Source organism: Alloactinosynnema sp. L-07, assembly GCF_900070365.1.
In the GTDB taxonomy this organism is placed as follows: Bacteria; Actinomycetota; Actinomycetes; order Mycobacteriales; family Pseudonocardiaceae; genus Actinokineospora.
In genome coordinates, this window is sequence record NZ_LN850107.1 from 2,100,291 (window position 1) to 2,115,813 (window position 15,523).

13 protein-coding genes and 3 pseudogenes are annotated in these 15,523 nt (G+C 66.3%); 5 read left to right on the forward strand and 11 right to left on the reverse strand.

Annotated elements, in window-relative coordinates; all coding sequences use genetic code 11:
- Positions 1–100 precede the first annotated feature (100 nt).
- Positions 101–1,408, forward strand: a complete 1,308-nt coding sequence (locus BN1701_RS09400) for a diguanylate cyclase (RefSeq protein WP_172803222.1) — start codon at positions 101–103, stop codon at positions 1,406–1,408.
- A 271-nt stretch (positions 1,409–1,679) separates the two neighbouring features.
- Here the strand turns inward: BN1701_RS09400 and BN1701_RS09405 are convergent, their stop codons facing one another.
- The 3 genes from BN1701_RS09405 to BN1701_RS37810 all read right to left on the reverse strand — a co-directional run bounded on the left by BN1701_RS09405 (position 1,680) and on the right by BN1701_RS37810 (position 2,965).
- Positions 1,680–2,195, reverse strand: a complete 516-nt coding sequence (locus BN1701_RS09405; protein ID WP_054047453.1) for a hypothetical protein — start codon at positions 2,193–2,195, stop codon at positions 1,680–1,682.
- A 240-nt stretch (positions 2,196–2,435) separates the two neighbouring features.
- Positions 2,436–2,681, reverse strand: coding sequence for a hypothetical protein (locus BN1701_RS09410; RefSeq protein ID WP_054047455.1), 246 nt, complete (start codon positions 2,679–2,681; stop codon positions 2,436–2,438).
- Positions 2,682–2,842: 161 nt separating this feature from the next.
- Positions 2,843–2,965, reverse strand: coding sequence for a hypothetical protein (locus tag BN1701_RS37810; protein WP_255364622.1), 123 nt, complete (start codon positions 2,963–2,965; stop codon positions 2,843–2,845).
- Positions 2,966–3,671: 706 nt separating this feature from the next.
- On the opposite strand from BN1701_RS37810, the gene BN1701_RS09415 reads away from it, so the two are divergent.
- On the forward strand, positions 3,672–4,520 hold the full coding sequence (locus BN1701_RS09415; protein WP_157367875.1) for a hypothetical protein: 849 nt from the start codon (positions 3,672–3,674) through the stop codon (positions 4,518–4,520).
- Positions 4,521–4,824: 304 nt separating this feature from the next.
- On the opposite strand, the pseudogene BN1701_RS38120 reads toward BN1701_RS09415, so the two are convergent.
- Positions 4,825–4,953: pseudogene (locus BN1701_RS38120) on the reverse strand (Imm1 family immunity protein); the annotation flags it as partial.
- Between the two features lie 156 nt (positions 4,954–5,109).
- Positions 5,110–5,955, reverse strand: coding sequence for a trypsin-like peptidase domain-containing protein (locus BN1701_RS09420; RefSeq protein ID WP_172803223.1), 846 nt, complete (start codon positions 5,953–5,955; stop codon positions 5,110–5,112).
- Positions 5,956–6,563: 608 nt separating this feature from the next.
- Here BN1701_RS09420 and BN1701_RS09425 point away from each other — a divergent pair.
- The gene (locus tag BN1701_RS09425; RefSeq protein ID WP_054047461.1) at positions 6,564–6,965 is read left to right on the forward strand and encodes an Lsr2 family protein; all 402 of its coding nucleotides are present in this window, start codon (positions 6,564–6,566) and stop codon (positions 6,963–6,965) included.
- A 56-nt stretch (positions 6,966–7,021) separates the two neighbouring features.
- Here BN1701_RS09425 and ligD read toward each other — a convergent pair whose 3' ends face one another.
- Positions 7,022–9,031: a DNA ligase D gene (gene ligD, locus BN1701_RS34130; protein WP_082859750.1), complete on the reverse strand. Its 2,010-nt coding sequence runs from the start codon at positions 9,029–9,031 to the stop codon at positions 7,022–7,024.
- Between the two features lie 520 nt (positions 9,032–9,551).
- On the opposite strand from ligD, the pseudogene BN1701_RS09435 reads away from it, so the two are divergent.
- Positions 9,552–11,378, forward strand: a pseudogene (locus BN1701_RS09435) (tetratricopeptide repeat protein); the annotation flags it as partial.
- Between the two features lie 79 nt (positions 11,379–11,457).
- On the forward strand, positions 11,458–11,700 hold the full coding sequence (locus tag BN1701_RS38125; RefSeq protein WP_369800669.1) for a tetratricopeptide repeat protein: 243 nt from the start codon (positions 11,458–11,460) through the stop codon (positions 11,698–11,700).
- Between the two features lie 303 nt (positions 11,701–12,003).
- Here the strand turns inward: BN1701_RS38125 and BN1701_RS09440 are convergent, their stop codons facing one another.
- The 5 genes and pseudogenes from BN1701_RS09440 to BN1701_RS09455 all read right to left on the reverse strand — a co-directional run bounded on the left by BN1701_RS09440 (position 12,004) and on the right by BN1701_RS09455 (position 15,445).
- A complete protein-coding gene (locus BN1701_RS09440) occupies positions 12,004–12,273 on the reverse strand; it encodes a hypothetical protein (protein ID WP_157367876.1) in 270 nt (89 codons plus the stop codon).
- Positions 12,274–12,601: 328 nt separating this feature from the next.
- Positions 12,602–13,393 (reverse strand): annotated as a pseudogene (locus tag BN1701_RS09445) (IS4 family transposase); the annotation flags it as partial.
- Complete coding sequence (locus tag BN1701_RS38130; RefSeq protein ID WP_369800512.1) at positions 13,332–13,778, reverse strand: transposase domain-containing protein; 447 nt, start codon at positions 13,776–13,778, stop codon at positions 13,332–13,334. The gene BN1701_RS38130 and the pseudogene BN1701_RS09445, both read right to left, overlap by 62 nt.
- A gap of 358 nt (positions 13,779–14,136) precedes the next feature.
- Complete coding sequence (locus BN1701_RS09450; RefSeq protein WP_054047471.1) at positions 14,137–15,012, reverse strand: caspase family protein; 876 nt, start codon at positions 15,010–15,012, stop codon at positions 14,137–14,139.
- Positions 15,013–15,223: 211 nt separating this feature from the next.
- Positions 15,224–15,445, reverse strand: coding sequence for a hypothetical protein (locus BN1701_RS09455; protein ID WP_157367877.1), 222 nt, complete (start codon positions 15,443–15,445; stop codon positions 15,224–15,226).
- Positions 15,446–15,523: the final 78 nt, after the last annotated feature.

Genomic DNA, 15,523 nt, shown 5'->3' on the forward strand with positions numbered 1-15,523 from the left:
TAGGGTGGCACGCGCTGCCAAGGGCACGGAAGCCCGTCAACAGCGAAAACGCGGCAACGGCAACCGATTGTGGGGTCTGGGCGGTCCCACCATCGCTGTCGTGCTGCTCATCGACATGATCGGCGCGATTCTGGTGGCGCTGCGGACCCACGACGAGTCGAGTCTGGTCTTGACCGACTGGTGGCGGTTCGGTTGCCTGCTGGCGGCCACCATCGTCTACCTCTGGTGGACCCGGCCGGTCGAGGAACGCCGCCGTGCCGAGCGCCTGCAGAAGCGCAAAGTCGAGCACGTCGACATGAGCACGATCTGGTGCGTCGCGGCAGCACTGACGTTGCCCATGTCGCTAGCGGTGGCCGTGGTCCTGGTGATTCAGGCCGCGCGCTACCTCGTCGCGCGCAAGCCGATCGGCCTGTGGATCAGCACCACCAGCACGATCGTGATGTCGGTCCTGGCCACCGGCTGGATCAGGGACAGCCTCAGCGGGGGCACATGGCTCACCGAAGGCATGAACACCGACCCGATTACCGGACTACGCAACGGCCTGCTGCTGATTCTGGTGATCCCCGGCTACTTCCTGGCCGCGGCGATCCCCGTCGGCGGCTACCGCGCGATCCGCATCCGGTATGGACCCGAGGACGCCGACAATGTCGAGCGTCGCGTGACGCTGGGCCGCACTATCGGCACCCGCAAAGACAATCGGCAAATCGTCATCGGCATAGTCGTCGGCATTGTCGCTGGGGTGATCAACCTCGTGGCGCCGCCATTCCTGGTTGTCATCATGGTCGGCGCGATCGTGGTCATCGAGTTGGTGACCGAGAACGGTGTGCTTCGTGTCGCCGCTTTGGTCGACAACCTCACCGGCCTGCCCAACCGCCACGCCTTCAAGCCCGAGGCGAAGTTTCACCTGACCGTCGACCAAGGCCTCGACCAAACCACATCGCTGCTGCTGGTCGACCTCGACCTGTTCAAGGGGTTCAACACCGCATTTGGTCATGCTGGCGGGGACCAAGTCCTGGTCAAGGTCGGGCGCATCTTGAGCCGAGCGATCAGGTCCAGCGACCTGATCGCTCGGTGGGGCGGGGAGGAGTTCGTGGTCCTGCTGCCCAACACAGGTACAGCGGATGCCGTCGACGTGGCGAACAATCTGCGCAATGCCGTGGCCGAGATCACCACGACCGCTACCAGACCGGCGGGTGGGGACAACTTCAAGATTGGGAAGGGCACCGCGTGGCCGATCACCGCATCCATCGGCGTGGCCACCTCACCTCGCCACGCCCAGGATCTCGCCACGCTGCACGATCTGGCCGATCGCGCGCTCAGGGTGGCGAAGGACGCCGGCCGCAACCGGGTGGAGGTCGCCCCGGTCACGCATACGCCGAACCGGGCATTGGTCACCACCTCCGCCTAGCACCGGGGTCGTGACTTGCACGAGATCAGGCTCTGCTCTTGGGGGTGAGCAGAGCCGGATCTCGCCTCAGACATGTTGATCAGTCCGGCGGCCGGCGGGGCGCGATGCCGACCGCCGGTCATCAAGCGGCCTCGGAAGTGGGCTGTACCGCTCCGCGGATGGTCCCGTGCACGCGCTGAGCGTGAGGAGAACCACCATCGCGGCGGATGGAGCACGCATCAAACGTCGCCGTCGCGAGTCTGGGACGCTGTGATCGCTGGTGCCGCGACGATCATGTCAGCGAGTTGTTCGGGATCGCTCCGAGTACTGTCGATGATCTCTGCTTGCGTTGGCATCCAACTGGCGTGGGCGGCGCCATACGCGGCCAACCTGCTGAGCCGGAAGTCCCACTTTCCATGGCTGTTCGCGGTGTCGTTGAGGATCCGCTGGCGGATGACGGTGGGTCCGCATGCAGGACGATGTGGCGGACCGCGATGCCCGCGTAATCGAAGCCACCGAAGATGTCGTACGCGTACCTCTCGTTAAGCACGCTCATGGGTGCGATGAGCGGTCCACCGGTGTGGTCGAGGAGCGTGCGTGCGGTGTGCACGACGAGCGATCGCCATCCCGGTAGGTCCTGGAAGTCGCCGGTCCATCCGGGGAGTTGTTTGCGCAGCATGAAGCCGACTTCTTCGGGGTCGTAGAGGGCGGCGTTGGGGATGCGGTCGAGCAGTGAGGTGGCGACCGAGGTTTTGCCAGCGCCGAATGCGCCGTTGAGCCAGATGATTCCGTGGAGGCGCGTGGTCACGTCGTGTCTCCTTCGTGGCGATCGTAGGCGTGTGGAGGGGCGGCAGCGTGGGGACGCGGCCGATGGCCAACGACACGCTGAACTTGTCGGCGTGCACGATCCAGACCCGGTGCAGCTCCGGCTCGGCCGATGACGGCACGTCGAGGGTGACGGTGAGTTCGTCAGGTCCGGGCGGCGCTTCGGTTGTGTGGGCGCTGGGGGCGTAGCGACTGGGAGAGCGGGGGCGTAGTTGTATGCCGATCAGCCCGCCGCCGTGACCAGGGTGGATGGCCAGGTGACGGTGACGCGGTCCGGGATGGGCAGGGCGGGCACCCCACGCGGAGCGAGTGCCGCGTTCTGTTCGCAGACGATGTCTCCGAGGAGATCCCCGGCTTGGAGCTGTGTTGCTGCCGCGGCGGGTTCTGCGGTGGTGGTGTCGGCGTCGCCGGTGAGCAGGCCGAAGGTGGCGGCCGGGTAGCCGTCGATGGCGTCATGGGCGAGCGACACCGTGCCCTCGGTGTCTCACCAGGTTCGGCCGTGCTGCCCGGCGGCACCCACCCACGCACGCGGTGCTACGGACAAGACTTCTGGCCAGGTGCTTAGCGTCCGCGCTAGGCGCCGACGACAGCTCTGCACGACCGCGGTGATCGGTGGCCGCTGACGCCGCCTCAGGCGCGGGCCTGCACGACGGCAGACCCGGCGATCTCCACGGAAGTCGCCAAGTCGTCGAGCAGCTCGGAAACACCGTCCGCGCCGGTGCGTAGCCGGTCGGTGACCGCGTTCAGGAGCACGTCGCGAACGGACGCGCTGCCCGCTGGATCCGCCTGGTGGTTCTGGAAACCGACGGAGTCCTTGTCCGTCGGATCGAAGGACGCATCGGCGCTGTCCTGCGCCCACTCGACAACGTGCGGCTGCCGGACTTGGCCAGCCGCGACAAGAGCGCGACGGAGGGCGCAGCGTTAGCCCGTCCCAGGGGCTGCCAACCACACGCCGGCCGGTCGCTGTGGGGCGCCTGCTCCGATCGCGACCTGTCTGCTTGTGCCAGCGATTGTGCGACATGCGACCGCGTGCGTCGGTTGTGGTGTCGAAGTCTCCGCCGACAAGGATCGAGACCGTCGAGACGGGGCCCGCCATCCAGCAGCGTGTCGACTTGCCGGCGCCGGGCGGTTGCCCGATCCTGTGGCGATGGTGGCTTCAGCCGCCTCGTCGGTTCCGCGCCCGGTAGCGGCACCATCGGACGAAACGGCCTCGCCGACTGATTGCAGTCATCACGTGACCTGCGGACATCGACTTCGTCGTCTGCCATGGCACAACACCGGGTGCGTGCCAGGGAGACTCATGATCGACACTCGACGGCACCGTCACTACCTGAACCGCCGATGCGGCCTCACAGGCGAAACCCACGCACAAGCCGTGGGATGCGTCCGCGCCGATGCCGCCGATAGTCCGCTGATCCCCGAGGCTTCCTCACTCGCCCAAGCATGCTTTGAGGCCCGCGTGCTATTCGCGCTAGGCATGTCGATGCTGTCCGGCGACCCCACCACCAGACTCCGCGTCCCAGCGGCGGGCCGCGGACCGTTCGGGATCATGGCAAGCCTGCCCACGCGCAACACCCTGACCTTGGTGCCCAGCGCAGACCCCGCCACCTTCGCGAAACTCGTCCTCCGGCTGGTCAACATCCACGACCTGGAAACAGACACCGTCAGTGGCGTCGCAGGTCTGCGACTGGCCTTCACCCACTCGAACACGATCTTGATGGACACAATCCATGGCGGACGCATCACTGTGACAGGTGCAAGCAAGATCGAGTGGTGCACCGTGATCGCCCGCGAGCTAGTGACGTTGGGCGCGTCGTCGCGAGCAGTCACCCGTCCAGACGACCACGTTCCGACCGCCTGCTACAACTCCGTCCTGCTCAACCCTGACGTCGCACAAGACCAAGTCACCGGAAGGTTGCTTAGCGCGGTCCTTCGCCGGGCCCGGCTGTTCCACACGACCGGCACGCTGAACTTCCTCGATCTGTGGAACAACAGCACGACCGACAGGACCGCCATCGAAGTCGAGTGGTCAGGCGACCTGCCGCACGGACTCGTCATCGACCGACTGACTGACCCGCTGCTCGGGCTTCCGCTGCGCGTCGACTGTGTCGAGCGCTTCGTCTGCGTGTGCGACCCGTGCCTGTACCAGGGCTACGAGGTGCCCGTTCGACACACCGACCCGACCATCAACGCGGTGATCCATCTGCGTCGCAGCGACCTCTACGACGCCGAGCCCAGCCCCGACAAGGTGTGCGCGACCCGGGGGCGCGGACCACTGGTCTACGACCGAATCAGGACATGGCAATAGCCACGAGCACGTCGCGACAACGCATCCTCCTACCGATTCGCCCAGTTGATCGGTATACGCGACAGACGCTTGCGAGCGCGGAGTGCTGCTGTGGACATTCACGGCTGCGACCAGTGGCCGTGGCGGTGGTGATCAGCCGCACTGGCTGGGTACCTGGTGCGTCCAGAGACAGCACGAGCTGATTGCTTGGATGCCGGGATGGACATACATCGGCCCCGTCCTCCTGTGGGAGACGGGGCCGTTTCGTTGAGCCCTGGGGGTTAGCTCAACGGTATGCCCTACGTCGACACCGACCGCTCCGCCGTTACCTCACCTTGCGCCAGCGCGCGACTGTCGGGGGTTCGTTTGGATCGGACATGAACTGCCTGACCGCCTCCCGGATCGTCTCCACTGGCACCTCCGCGTCACCGGGTAGGTCGGTGCTGGACCCGCTGTAGTAACGCCCAAGCCCCCCAGGCCTGAAGTTTCAGGTCCTGGGGGGCTTGTTCGCTAGCGTAGGAACGCTGCGGACTCGGGTCGTCGACGCCTGCTCACGGCGAGGGGCGTGAAGTCGACGACGCTGAGCGCGCCGCGGTGGCAGGTCGGAATGCTAGTTCCGAACACCCAGTCCGCCGGTTGGGAGAACGCGCAACGCGGGACCGGTGCGCTTCGTGATCACTAGACCGGCGTCTCCTGCCAGGGTCATTGATCGACTGTCATTGGTTGCCAGGGTCGGTCCGAACGTGGGAATCCAGGCGCCGAATCGGTTCAGAAGATTCTGAATCGGTTTGAAGCACATGCCGCCGCTGGCGTTGCTGCCGATGACCATGCCGATCGCCATGACCCCGTTGTGGTCGTGACGCCACACAGGTCCGCCGCTGTCGCCAGGGGCAGAGTGCGCCGTCGTGCAGATCAAGTAGTCCCGACCGTCGGCAAACGGAACTGTCTCCCAGCCGGTGATCATGCCTTCGGTCCAGCCGGTTTTCCTGCCCATTTTCCCGATGACAAAGCCCTCGCTCAGGGCCGAGTTCGCGTAGTAGCCCTTCACGCGGCCATCGCCAGGCGAGCGGCCCGTGAGTGGATCGACGACGATCTGATACGCATCGTCACCTGGGTCCAGTTTGACCAGCGCTGCGTCTACAGAGTTGGTGGTGTAGAAGTCTCCACGGAAATCGTTTCTGATGATCTGCCCGAATCGGCGACTTGTCCCGTATACCACGGCCCCGGTTGCGCCCGTGCCGTCGGCGGCCTTCGAGCAATGTCCGGCGGTCATCACGAACATGCCGGAGGTTCCCCGAACGGCGTAGTTTCCAGTGCAGTAGTCAGCACTATTCGGCGATCCGAAGTGCATCGGGTGGCCTACCAGATAGTAATACGGTGCCGCAGAAGCGGTGGTGGCGAGTGTGATCAACAGTACGACCATGGCGCTGATGACGCCGATTATGCGTTTATGCACAGTTGCTCCCCAGTACCCAGCCCTGTCGGGGTTGGGAATGCCATCGTCCAACGGGTCGGGAAGTCGGCCAACCGCCATTTGGCGCAACATGCCGTACCGTACGGTACGGCGCCGAGGTAGCGGCGCGGACGGTGCAACGCGGTGCCCACCAGTGTCTAGGTGCCGAGTTCCGACTCGCCTGCTGTGCCCGTGCCGGGCCGCAGGAACCGACGGTTTCGGCGCGGGCTGCCCACTGTTCGGGTCGGCGCTCGGGGATGAACGAGGGCGGCGACGGGAGGGTCCGAGGAAGGTGGGGCTGCTTTGGGACGGGGTTACTCCCGCCGGTGCGGAAGCGCGAACCAAGCCGATTCCAACCGGGGTTCCCATCCTGCGTACCTGGACGAGCGCGGAGCGATTCAACCGGTGGGCCACTCAGGCTTCGCCTTGCCGTGCGAGATCGAGTGGTGACGGGCACTGGGTTCGCTTCCACAATCGTCGTCCAAGGCGAAGGCGGCTCGCTCACAGTGGAGTAGTGGTTAGGGTGCCTATTCGGCTATCGGAGGACCGGGTGAGTGGCTGCTAGCCTCAAACCTGTACGCAATTCGGTTCACTCTCGCGAGGTGCTTCCCGTGGCTCAGAAGACCATCGTCCAGTTGTTTGACGACCTTGACGGCACGTCCGGCGATGACATTCGCACGGTCGAGTTCGCCTTGGACGGCATCTCCTACGAGATTGACCTGACCGAGTCCAACGCCGCGACGCTGCGCGACAACTTGGCGGAGTTCGTAGACGCCGCGCGCCGAAGTGGCGGGCGCATCAAACGCGGGCTTGCGCTGAGCGGCAAGGCTTTCGGCGAAGCGCGCAATAAGGAGCAGACGCGCGCCATTCGGGATTGGGCTCGGCGAAACGGGCACGACATCTCAGAGCGGGGACGCATCCCGGCCGCGGTCGTCAAGGCGTTCGAGCAGGCCCACGCCGCAGCTCCGGCGGGTAACGGCAAGAAGGCGACGATGGCGGCGTTCTCGGGCTGATCCGCCTCGCGGCGCTGCGGCGGTGCCCGGCGGCGCCAAGTTGGGCCGGGCGTATGTCAGATCTGGTAGGAGCTGTCGAGTAGTGCCGCAAACGGGTCACCGAGCCGTTCGACGCGGTCGAGGACGTCGTCGGCGGTGAAGGTGAGGTCGTGGACATGTTGGCTGGCGCGGACTTCGGGCCAGGCGACCGGGGTGGACACGGTCGGGTCGTCGCGTCCGCGTAGTGAGTACGGGGCGATGGTGGTTTTCGCGGGGTGGTTCTGGCTCCAGTCGATGAATACCTTGCCTGCCCGAAGTGTTTTCGTCATTCTCGCTGTGACCAGGTCGGGGGTCTCCGCGGCGAACCGTTCGGCAAGGTCTTTGGCGTAAGTCGACGTCTGCTCGGCGCGGGAGACGCGCACGGCGGCGTAGACCTGCATGCCTTTGGAGCCGCTGGTCTTGGCGACAGGGGTGAGTCCCCGGTCGATGAGGGCTTCGTGAAGCCGTTCGGCGACTCGGGCGCAGTCGATTACTGTCGCGCCTGGTCCGGGATCGAGGTCGAACACCAGCCGGTCGGGCAATCCTCGTGTCGGGCCGGGGGCCACGGTCCACTGTGGCACGTGGAGTTCCAGCGCGGCGAGATTGGCCGCCCACACCAGTGCTGCAAGTTCGTAGATCAGCGGATAGTCGATCATGTCACCGCTACCGCGGGATCCGCTGCTGGGCAGTCGGACGGTGGGCAGCCAGTCGGGCGCACCGCGGGGGACGTTCTTCTCGAAGAACTTGTCGGCGTGCACGCCGTCGGGGAATCGGATGGTCGTGACCGGTCTGCCCGCCAAGTGGGGGAGTAGGACTGGTGCGATGAGGGAGTAGTAGCGGATCACCTCGCCCTTGGTGAATCCGGCTGCCGGGTACAGCACCTTGTCCAGATTGGACAAGGTGAGCCTGCGGTCCCCGACCTGGACGGCCACCCGGGCACTCGATGTCACAACCTGCTCCGCAGGCTTCGCCGGGGCCGCTGGGGTCGGGCCGTACAGGTTCGACTGTGGTGAGGTGACATCCGCCGGCACACGGTCTTCGCGCAATCCGCGCCACGCGGTGTGGCGGAGTCGACCATCCCGGGTGAATTGTCGGTAGACCACTTCACCCACAAGTGTTGGTGTGACCCAGCGGGCGCGCCGGATGTCCTCCCGCGGCGGCTCCACCGCGAACGGGTGCGCCCGCCGCTCCAGTGTCTCCAGACGGGTCTGCAGCTGACTCCGATCGGCTTCGGAGAACCCGGTACCGACGTCTCCTATGTAGACGAGGTCACCAGTGTCGGGGTTGTGGGCGCCGAGCAGCAGGCCGCCGAGGATGCCGGTGAATCGGCTCTGCCCGGGCCGCCAACCGCAGACGATCACCTCGCGGGTCTGTATCAGCGGATGCTTCAACCACGAGTCTGGCCGCTTCCCCGGCTGGTAGGTAGACGTCCGGAGTTTGGCGACCAGGCCCTCGAAGCCCTCGGCCGCGGCCCTGTTCAGCAAGTCTTGCGGGGTGCGCCGATCGGCGGCCAGCGCGGCGAAGGTGAACGCAGGCACCACCGAGACAAGCGACGGGTCCGGCATCGCCAACTGTTCCAGCCGCGCCCGCCGCTCGTCATACGGAATGGTCAGCAGCGACTGGTCGCCCAACTGCAGCAGGTCGAACGCCAAGAACCGCACCGCCACATCCAGGAATGCCTCGTGGCGGCGCGGGGAACTGACGTGCGATCGGTAGCGGCCGCGGCGCTGTTGCATCGCGCCGAAGTCGACTTGGCCCGCGTCGTTGTAGACGACGATCTCCCCGTCAAGCACCGCCGCTCGCCCATCGAGTGTCGGCGCGAGAACCCCGACCAGCGAGGCGAACTCGTGCGTGATGTCGATGCCGTTCCGGCTGGTTAGCGCCGTCGTGCCGTCTGCGGCGATCCGCATCGCCGCTCGATACCCATCCAGCTTGTACTCATAGGACCAGTTCGGGCCTGTGCGCAGCCTGCCACCATCGGGTTTGGCCAGCATCGGCTCGATCCAGGCGGGCGCCACTGACCGACCGCCCCGGGACTCGCGCGCCATGCTGCCCACCTCAAATTCGTCAGCGAGCCGACCGTACCCCGAATGGCCTAGTCGTACCCGCCGAAGTGCACGATCCTGGTAGGAGCCCAGGTCGGGGGCACCGAATCCGAACCACTCAGCACCATCTGTGCTAGTCGCCCGCCGCCTCCGCGAGGCCGGTGCGGCTGCGGTCCGGGGCCGAACTGTCGCTCGCCAGCCTTGTCGGTAGTCAAAGGCCCCTCCACAGTCCCCTTGCACTGCAATTCGCGCAGACGTGGGCTACGAGTCGTGGATGGAGCACGACCGGCTGGCGCTGCTGGACCATTGGGAGCAACGTTCTTCGCGGCGCACGCGACATCACGCATAGGCATTGCCTGCGTGAAACGAGGTCGAGGCCATGTCACGAACAGGTGCGCGTGCCGCCATCCTGGGCGTTGTCGTTGCCGGGCCCGCGGTCGGAATCCTGATCAACTATGTCGCCGACACCGACAGCAAGCCGGCCTTTCTCGCCAATCCAACGGTTGTCTGGCTGATCATCGTGATGATTGTCCTGGCGACGATCTGCCTGACCCTCTTTCTCGACCGCGCGCCGGACCGGCCGGGCCCGGCATACCCTCGATTTGGCGGCGTGGCGGCCTCGCTGCGCCCACCCGCGCTCGACCGCGAGCTGCACGGCAGGGTCGACCACCTGAAGCGCCTGCGCAAACTTAGCCGGGCTCCCGGTGGGAGGTTCGCGGTGCTGTGCGGCGCGGGCGGCCTCGGCAAGACGACCACCGCGGCCGCCGCGGCGAAACAGGCGCAGGCCGACGGGCTCGCGGTGTTCTGGGTCCGGCACCACAGTGCGGCCGACCTCGGCGCACGGCTCGCGGAGATCGCCGTGAGCACCGGGCTCAAACCCGACCTGGTCAGCCGGGCCCAGCAGAGCAACGCCACGCTGACTGAGCTGGTGTGGGGCCACCTCGACCATGCCAAGCGGCCCTGGCTCGTCGTGGTCGACAACCTCGACCGGCCCCAGGACGTCGTCGACGCGGGCGAGATCCTGACCGAGTACCGCGGTTGGATCCGGCCCGCCCGGCGGGGGCTGCTGCTCATCACCAGCCGGGACCGCCATCCGGACACGTGGGGAACCGGTGCCGAGCTGATGGAGCTGCGTCCGCTGGAGGACGACGCGGGCTGCCAGGTGCTCACCGATATCGCCCCGAACGCGGGCACAGTCGCCGACGCCAGGGAACTGTCGCAGCGTCTGGGCGGCCTGCCCCTGGCACTCAGAGCCGCCGGAGCCATGCTCAACGAACCGACGAGCAGGTTCCAGAGTCTCGCGAGCTACACGCGGGCGCTCGATGACCGCACGCTGCCCGTCCTGCCCGATCGTCCTGATGCGTCCGATCCTGCCGTCGCCAGAATGCTTGTCGGCTATACCTGGGAACTGTCGTTGGACCAGCTGGAATCGGAGGGCATGGCGCTGGCGCGGCCCATCCAGCGCTTCCTCTCCCTGTTCGCCAACGCGCCGGTCCCTCGGAAACTCATCGCCCCGGCCGCGCTCGCCGAGATCGTCGGCCACGATGTCGCGGCCACCGCGATCGACGGCACCCTGGCGGGCTTGCACCGCTACGGCCTCATCGATGTGCCCGCGATCGCGTTCACCAAGGACTTGCCCACCGTCTCGGTCCACCTGGTTGTGCGCGAGGCGGGGGTCGCGCTCCTGGAGAAGACCGGGCAGCTCCCCGCCTGGCGGGACGTCGCCGACCGCGCGTTGACCGCGCACGCCGTCGAGTCGATGGCCGCGGGTCGAGCCGGCTGGAACGCCGTCGAACTGCTCGCGCCACACATTCCGATGCTCACGGGACTGACCGACAGCGACTCGGCGCGAGCCGCCGCCTGCGCGATGGCCGCCAAGGTCGCCAGGGTGCTCGGCGACGCCGGGCGCGCGCAGGCCCGAACCGACCTCGCCCGCCTCATCCAGACCAGACAAGCCGCCGTGCTCGGCCAAGACCACCCGGACACGCTGTCGAGCGCGGCCGAACTCGCCCGCGCGCTCATCTCGCTCGGCCGCTACCAGGACGCCCTGGACCTGGAGCAGCGAACCCTGGCCCACCGCGAACGGGTACTCGGCCCCGACCACCCGGACACCCTCACCAGCCGGGGCGACCTCGCGGCCGCACTCATCAACTTCGGGCGCTACGACGAGGCATTCACCCTGGCCGAAGCGGTCGCCAAAGCGATGGCCCGGGTATCCGGTCCAGAACACCCGCAGACCCTCCTCAGCCGCTGCGACCTCGCCACCGCCCTCGGCTGCGTCGACAGACACGAGGAAGCGCTCGCACTTCGACAGGACGTCCTCACCATCCGCGAGCGCGTCCTCGGCCCCGACCACCGCGACACTCTGGCCACTCGAGGCAACCGCCGCCAGCCTGACCTCGCTCGGCCGCCACCAGGAAGCACTCGACCTGGCCCGCCAGGTACTGGCCGACCGAGAACGCGTCCTCGGCGCCGAGCACCCCGACACCCTGGCCAACCGAGGCAACCTCGCGAACTCACTGAGCCACCTCGGCCGCCACCAGGAAGCACTCGACATGCACCGGCACACACTGGCGATCCGGGAACGGGTCCTCGGCCCCGACCACCCCGAAACCGAGATCAACCGCAGCAACCTGGATCGAGCCGCCACGATGGCCCAACAGGACCGGTGACGGGCCAGTCATGCGGCAGCAGGCCATCGCGGGGGTGCGGTTACACGCTCCAGTAGGGCGACCGACTCGCTGCTCGTTCCGGGATGTCGTGGCTCTCGAACGTGTGCATGTCCTGGGGTCGCCGTAGTACTGGGACATTTCGGGCGGATATCCCTGACCAGCGGTGATGCCGTGTTCAGCCGCGTCGCCGGACTGGACAGTGCCTCGGTGGCGTGGTGGACGACGGCGAAGCCGGGTTTTGACGTAGCGCTGCACGCTGCGCAGTAGCACAGGCATGCCCGGCCGGTCTCACGAAGACCGAGATCAACGGTGTGCAAGCCCGTCGCGGGCAGCAATTTGGTCCACATGTCGGTGTGGGTCAACTTGCGGAGTCTTGACTTGGGTCTCCTTGCCGCGTTCTTCCGCCCGTTCCTTGCGGTTCGCCGCACCCCGAAGATCGTTGGTCTGGATTGCCCAGAAGACTGCGAACTCCGCGATCAGGAGGAGTTCCACGCCGATGATCCAGTTGGGCCAGTCGAAAATGTAGAACAAGCCCACGCAGCCGATCAAGGTGGAGGCCATCGCGCCAGTCATCCACGCGTAAATGTTGGGCCACTTGTGCTTGACGTTGGGGGCGTTGACGCGACCCCGACTGCGACTATTGCTCAACCACGGCCGAATCCGCGAGGATCACGCGACCACGGATCAGAACCCAACGGCGCTTCCTTAGGTCGGTCGGAGTGGGTGGAGGACGATGCGCCAGGTTGTGCGTTGGGTTGGTTTGTGGCCGGTGCCGTTGACTTTGTACTAGCCGCCGCGTTTCTTGACGGTTCTTGGGCTGTTTCTGTTGGGCCGTAGGGGTTTCGGGCGGGAGGCGAGTTCGGCGCGTACGGCGTCGAGCAGTGCTTGGAATCCGTTGCGGTTAGGGGGAAAATGCGCCGCTGGTGGTGCGGCGGGCGGCGAGCAGAGCGCGTTTGAAGCTGATTCGTTGAGGGTCCAGACCGCTGTGCTCGGCGGTGTCGCAGATCAGGTCTGCGATGGCTTGGTAGACGCACAGCCCGGCCCACATTTCCGCGCGCACGCCGTCGGGATGGTGGGAGCGCAGCACGATGCCTGCTGAGCCGCGGTCGCTTTGCAGGGCGGCGAGCAGGGTTTCGGCCTGCCAGCGGCGGGTGTAGAGGTCGGCCAGTTCGGCGGCAGGCGCCAGTTCGGGGTCGAGCAGCGTCGTTGTCAGGCAGAACAGTTCGGATACCCCGCCGTGGTCGTCGGTGACGGTGTACTCGATGGGCTGCTTGTCGCGGCCCCGTCCCTTCTGCAGCGCGGAGAGGTAGGTGCCGTCGGGGAGTACCCGTTGTACTGGCAGGGTGAACGACGCGCTCATCCGCCAGAGCAGGTCCGCGCCGGTGGCCGCGGTGTCGCGCCACAGGGTGTAGGAGGGAAAGTTCCGATCCGCCAGGACCAGCATGCCCGGCCCCATGCCTGCCAACAGGTCAAGCGCCAGTGTCTGCTCGCCGTTCTGATGCCCGCCCACCGTCGCGCCGATCAGCGCGCGAGTGCCGCACTCGGCATGGATGACCACGCGAGCCTGAGGGAACGGGCCGGGGCCGCTGATGGCCCTGGGCCGGCCGAACGCGGCCTCGTTCGCGGGCGTGTCAGCGACATCCAGTGTCGTGCCGTCGATGGCGGTCACCCGGTGCTGCCGCCAGTGGACTCCCGGCGTCGACTCGGTCGCCCGCCAGCCCCGCTATCCGCGCGAACAAGTCCGCGAACACCGGCCATCCCAATTTGGCCCGGGCCTTGGTGATCGACCCCGTGGACGGAACCGTCCACCCCTGCCAGCCAGGGCGGGTCCAGCGCAGCCCCTCAACCAGCTGCCGCAAGACCCCGTCATCACCGACCCGAGGGAACAGCCACAGCGCGAGGGTGAAGTACACCGTCAATCTGGCCGGCAACAACCGAGTCCGCTGCTCCCGCACGCCAGCCTCGGCGACCACCTCATCCACCAGATCCGGCCGAAACACACTGGTCAGAACCCCGATCGCCACCCGCTTCGGCAACCGGCTCCCTGTCACACCAGACCCACTCGTCACACCAGCCACAACAAGATCATAACCCGAAGATCATCTAAGGAAGCGCCGTTGGATCAGAACCCGCCGTCCCAGCTCGGTGGCGTAGAGCCAGAAAAGTTGCGTCCGATGTCCGGTCATTCGCGTTGACCCGGCTCGTTTGCAGGAAATTCGGGAGAACCTGACTGCCCGAATCGCGAGACCGAGCAAGCGAGCTGGCTCGGGGAGGCCGAGATCCTCGGCATCAGCCTGGCCCACGCCACAGACAAACTCACCCAGCTTGACACCCACCCCCACCGCACCCACCACCGTCAACCTCGGTATTCCCGAGCATCTCGGCAGGTTTCGGACATCGAAACAACCCACTAACCGAGGACAACGAGATGGCTCGTCAGGACGCGCCGTCGGCGTTGAGGCCGAAGGTAATCTTATGGGCGTCGCCGTGGCTAAATGTTGTAATGACCTGGCTTGGTATCTGGCGCTGCTCGTGGACACGAGCGCACTCTTGAGCGAGGAGATCTACCGAGAGCATGGGAAACGGGCAGTCCGGAACACCCTCGCCGAGGACTGAGGCCATCACCCCGGTCAGCGAGTTGGGCCCGTCCCAGGCGACACTATGTGCGTCGGTCGCGGCGAGGACGAAAAGGTGCTTCTTAAGTCTTCCGCTGCTTTTCGGGATCGTTTGACCGGCGAAGCAGGTGTCGACGATCAGCACGAGTGCCGCCGCGTTCGAACTCGCTTCGACATCATCAATCACCGTGGTGAGATTCAAGGTCGTCGTTGCAAGGTCATCAGGGCGGGAATCGCTGGTTAGAAGGCGGAGGGCCATCTGATCATCGAGGTAACCGTGACCCAAGACGTGGACGATAAGGACGTCTTGGGTCTGCCGGGCTGCTGACCGCAACGCAGACGTTGCCTCCTGCATAGTGGCGTCAAGAACGGTGGTGACCTGCATCCAAGGCGCGGCCGACTTCAGGCTGGCCGTCAACTGCTCGATGTTGTCGATGACCCCAGGCAGGGGGTGGGCTGCGGGCGAGGAGGCGTTGCCGAGCATCACATAGGCCGAGCGCTTGCGGTCAGGAAGCCACATCATGCCGGGTGGTGTGGCCACCGGCATCCGGTCCAGCAGAGGCTGATGGGCAGGTCCCTGATGTTCCGCGCAGAGTTGGCCAACCTTGAACCAGCGGTCCTGCCACTTGATCGTGTCGAACAGTTCGGGGTCGACGCGGACCCCGTCCTCGCGGGCGGCGTCCCTGCAGGCGTGCACGATGCCCAGAACGACCTGGATCGGCGGCAGGCGCGAGCCCTTCAGGGCATCGCCAGCGGTGCTGTGCGGCAGGCGGGGGCGCTTGGCCCTCTTAGACTAGACCTCCATCCGGCGCAAGGACGGATTGCCAGCTACCAGCCGCAGTTCGGCTAGCTCGGCAAGGAACTTGGCCACGGCGCGCTGCGCGTCGTCGGTCACGACCGGCTCCTTCTCACACCTGCGCCTGGACCCAGATGATGACCACCGCGGCGGCGGTCAGAACGCCCACGCACACACACACACACAGCCGCGCGGTCATCCCCCAATTATTCATGGCCTTCCGGATGGTTGTGCCGATCTGCTGCCACATCCCGATCTCCTGGTTGCGTTGACGACTCTTGACGTCATAGCAGCCGGTCTTGCGGGACGCGTCACCAGCGTCGGCCCCGGTCATCTCGGACACGCTCGGACACCGACGCGCCTCAACTCCTTCGGGAGCTCAACCTGCACTTAGTTCAGAGAAGCAGGCACG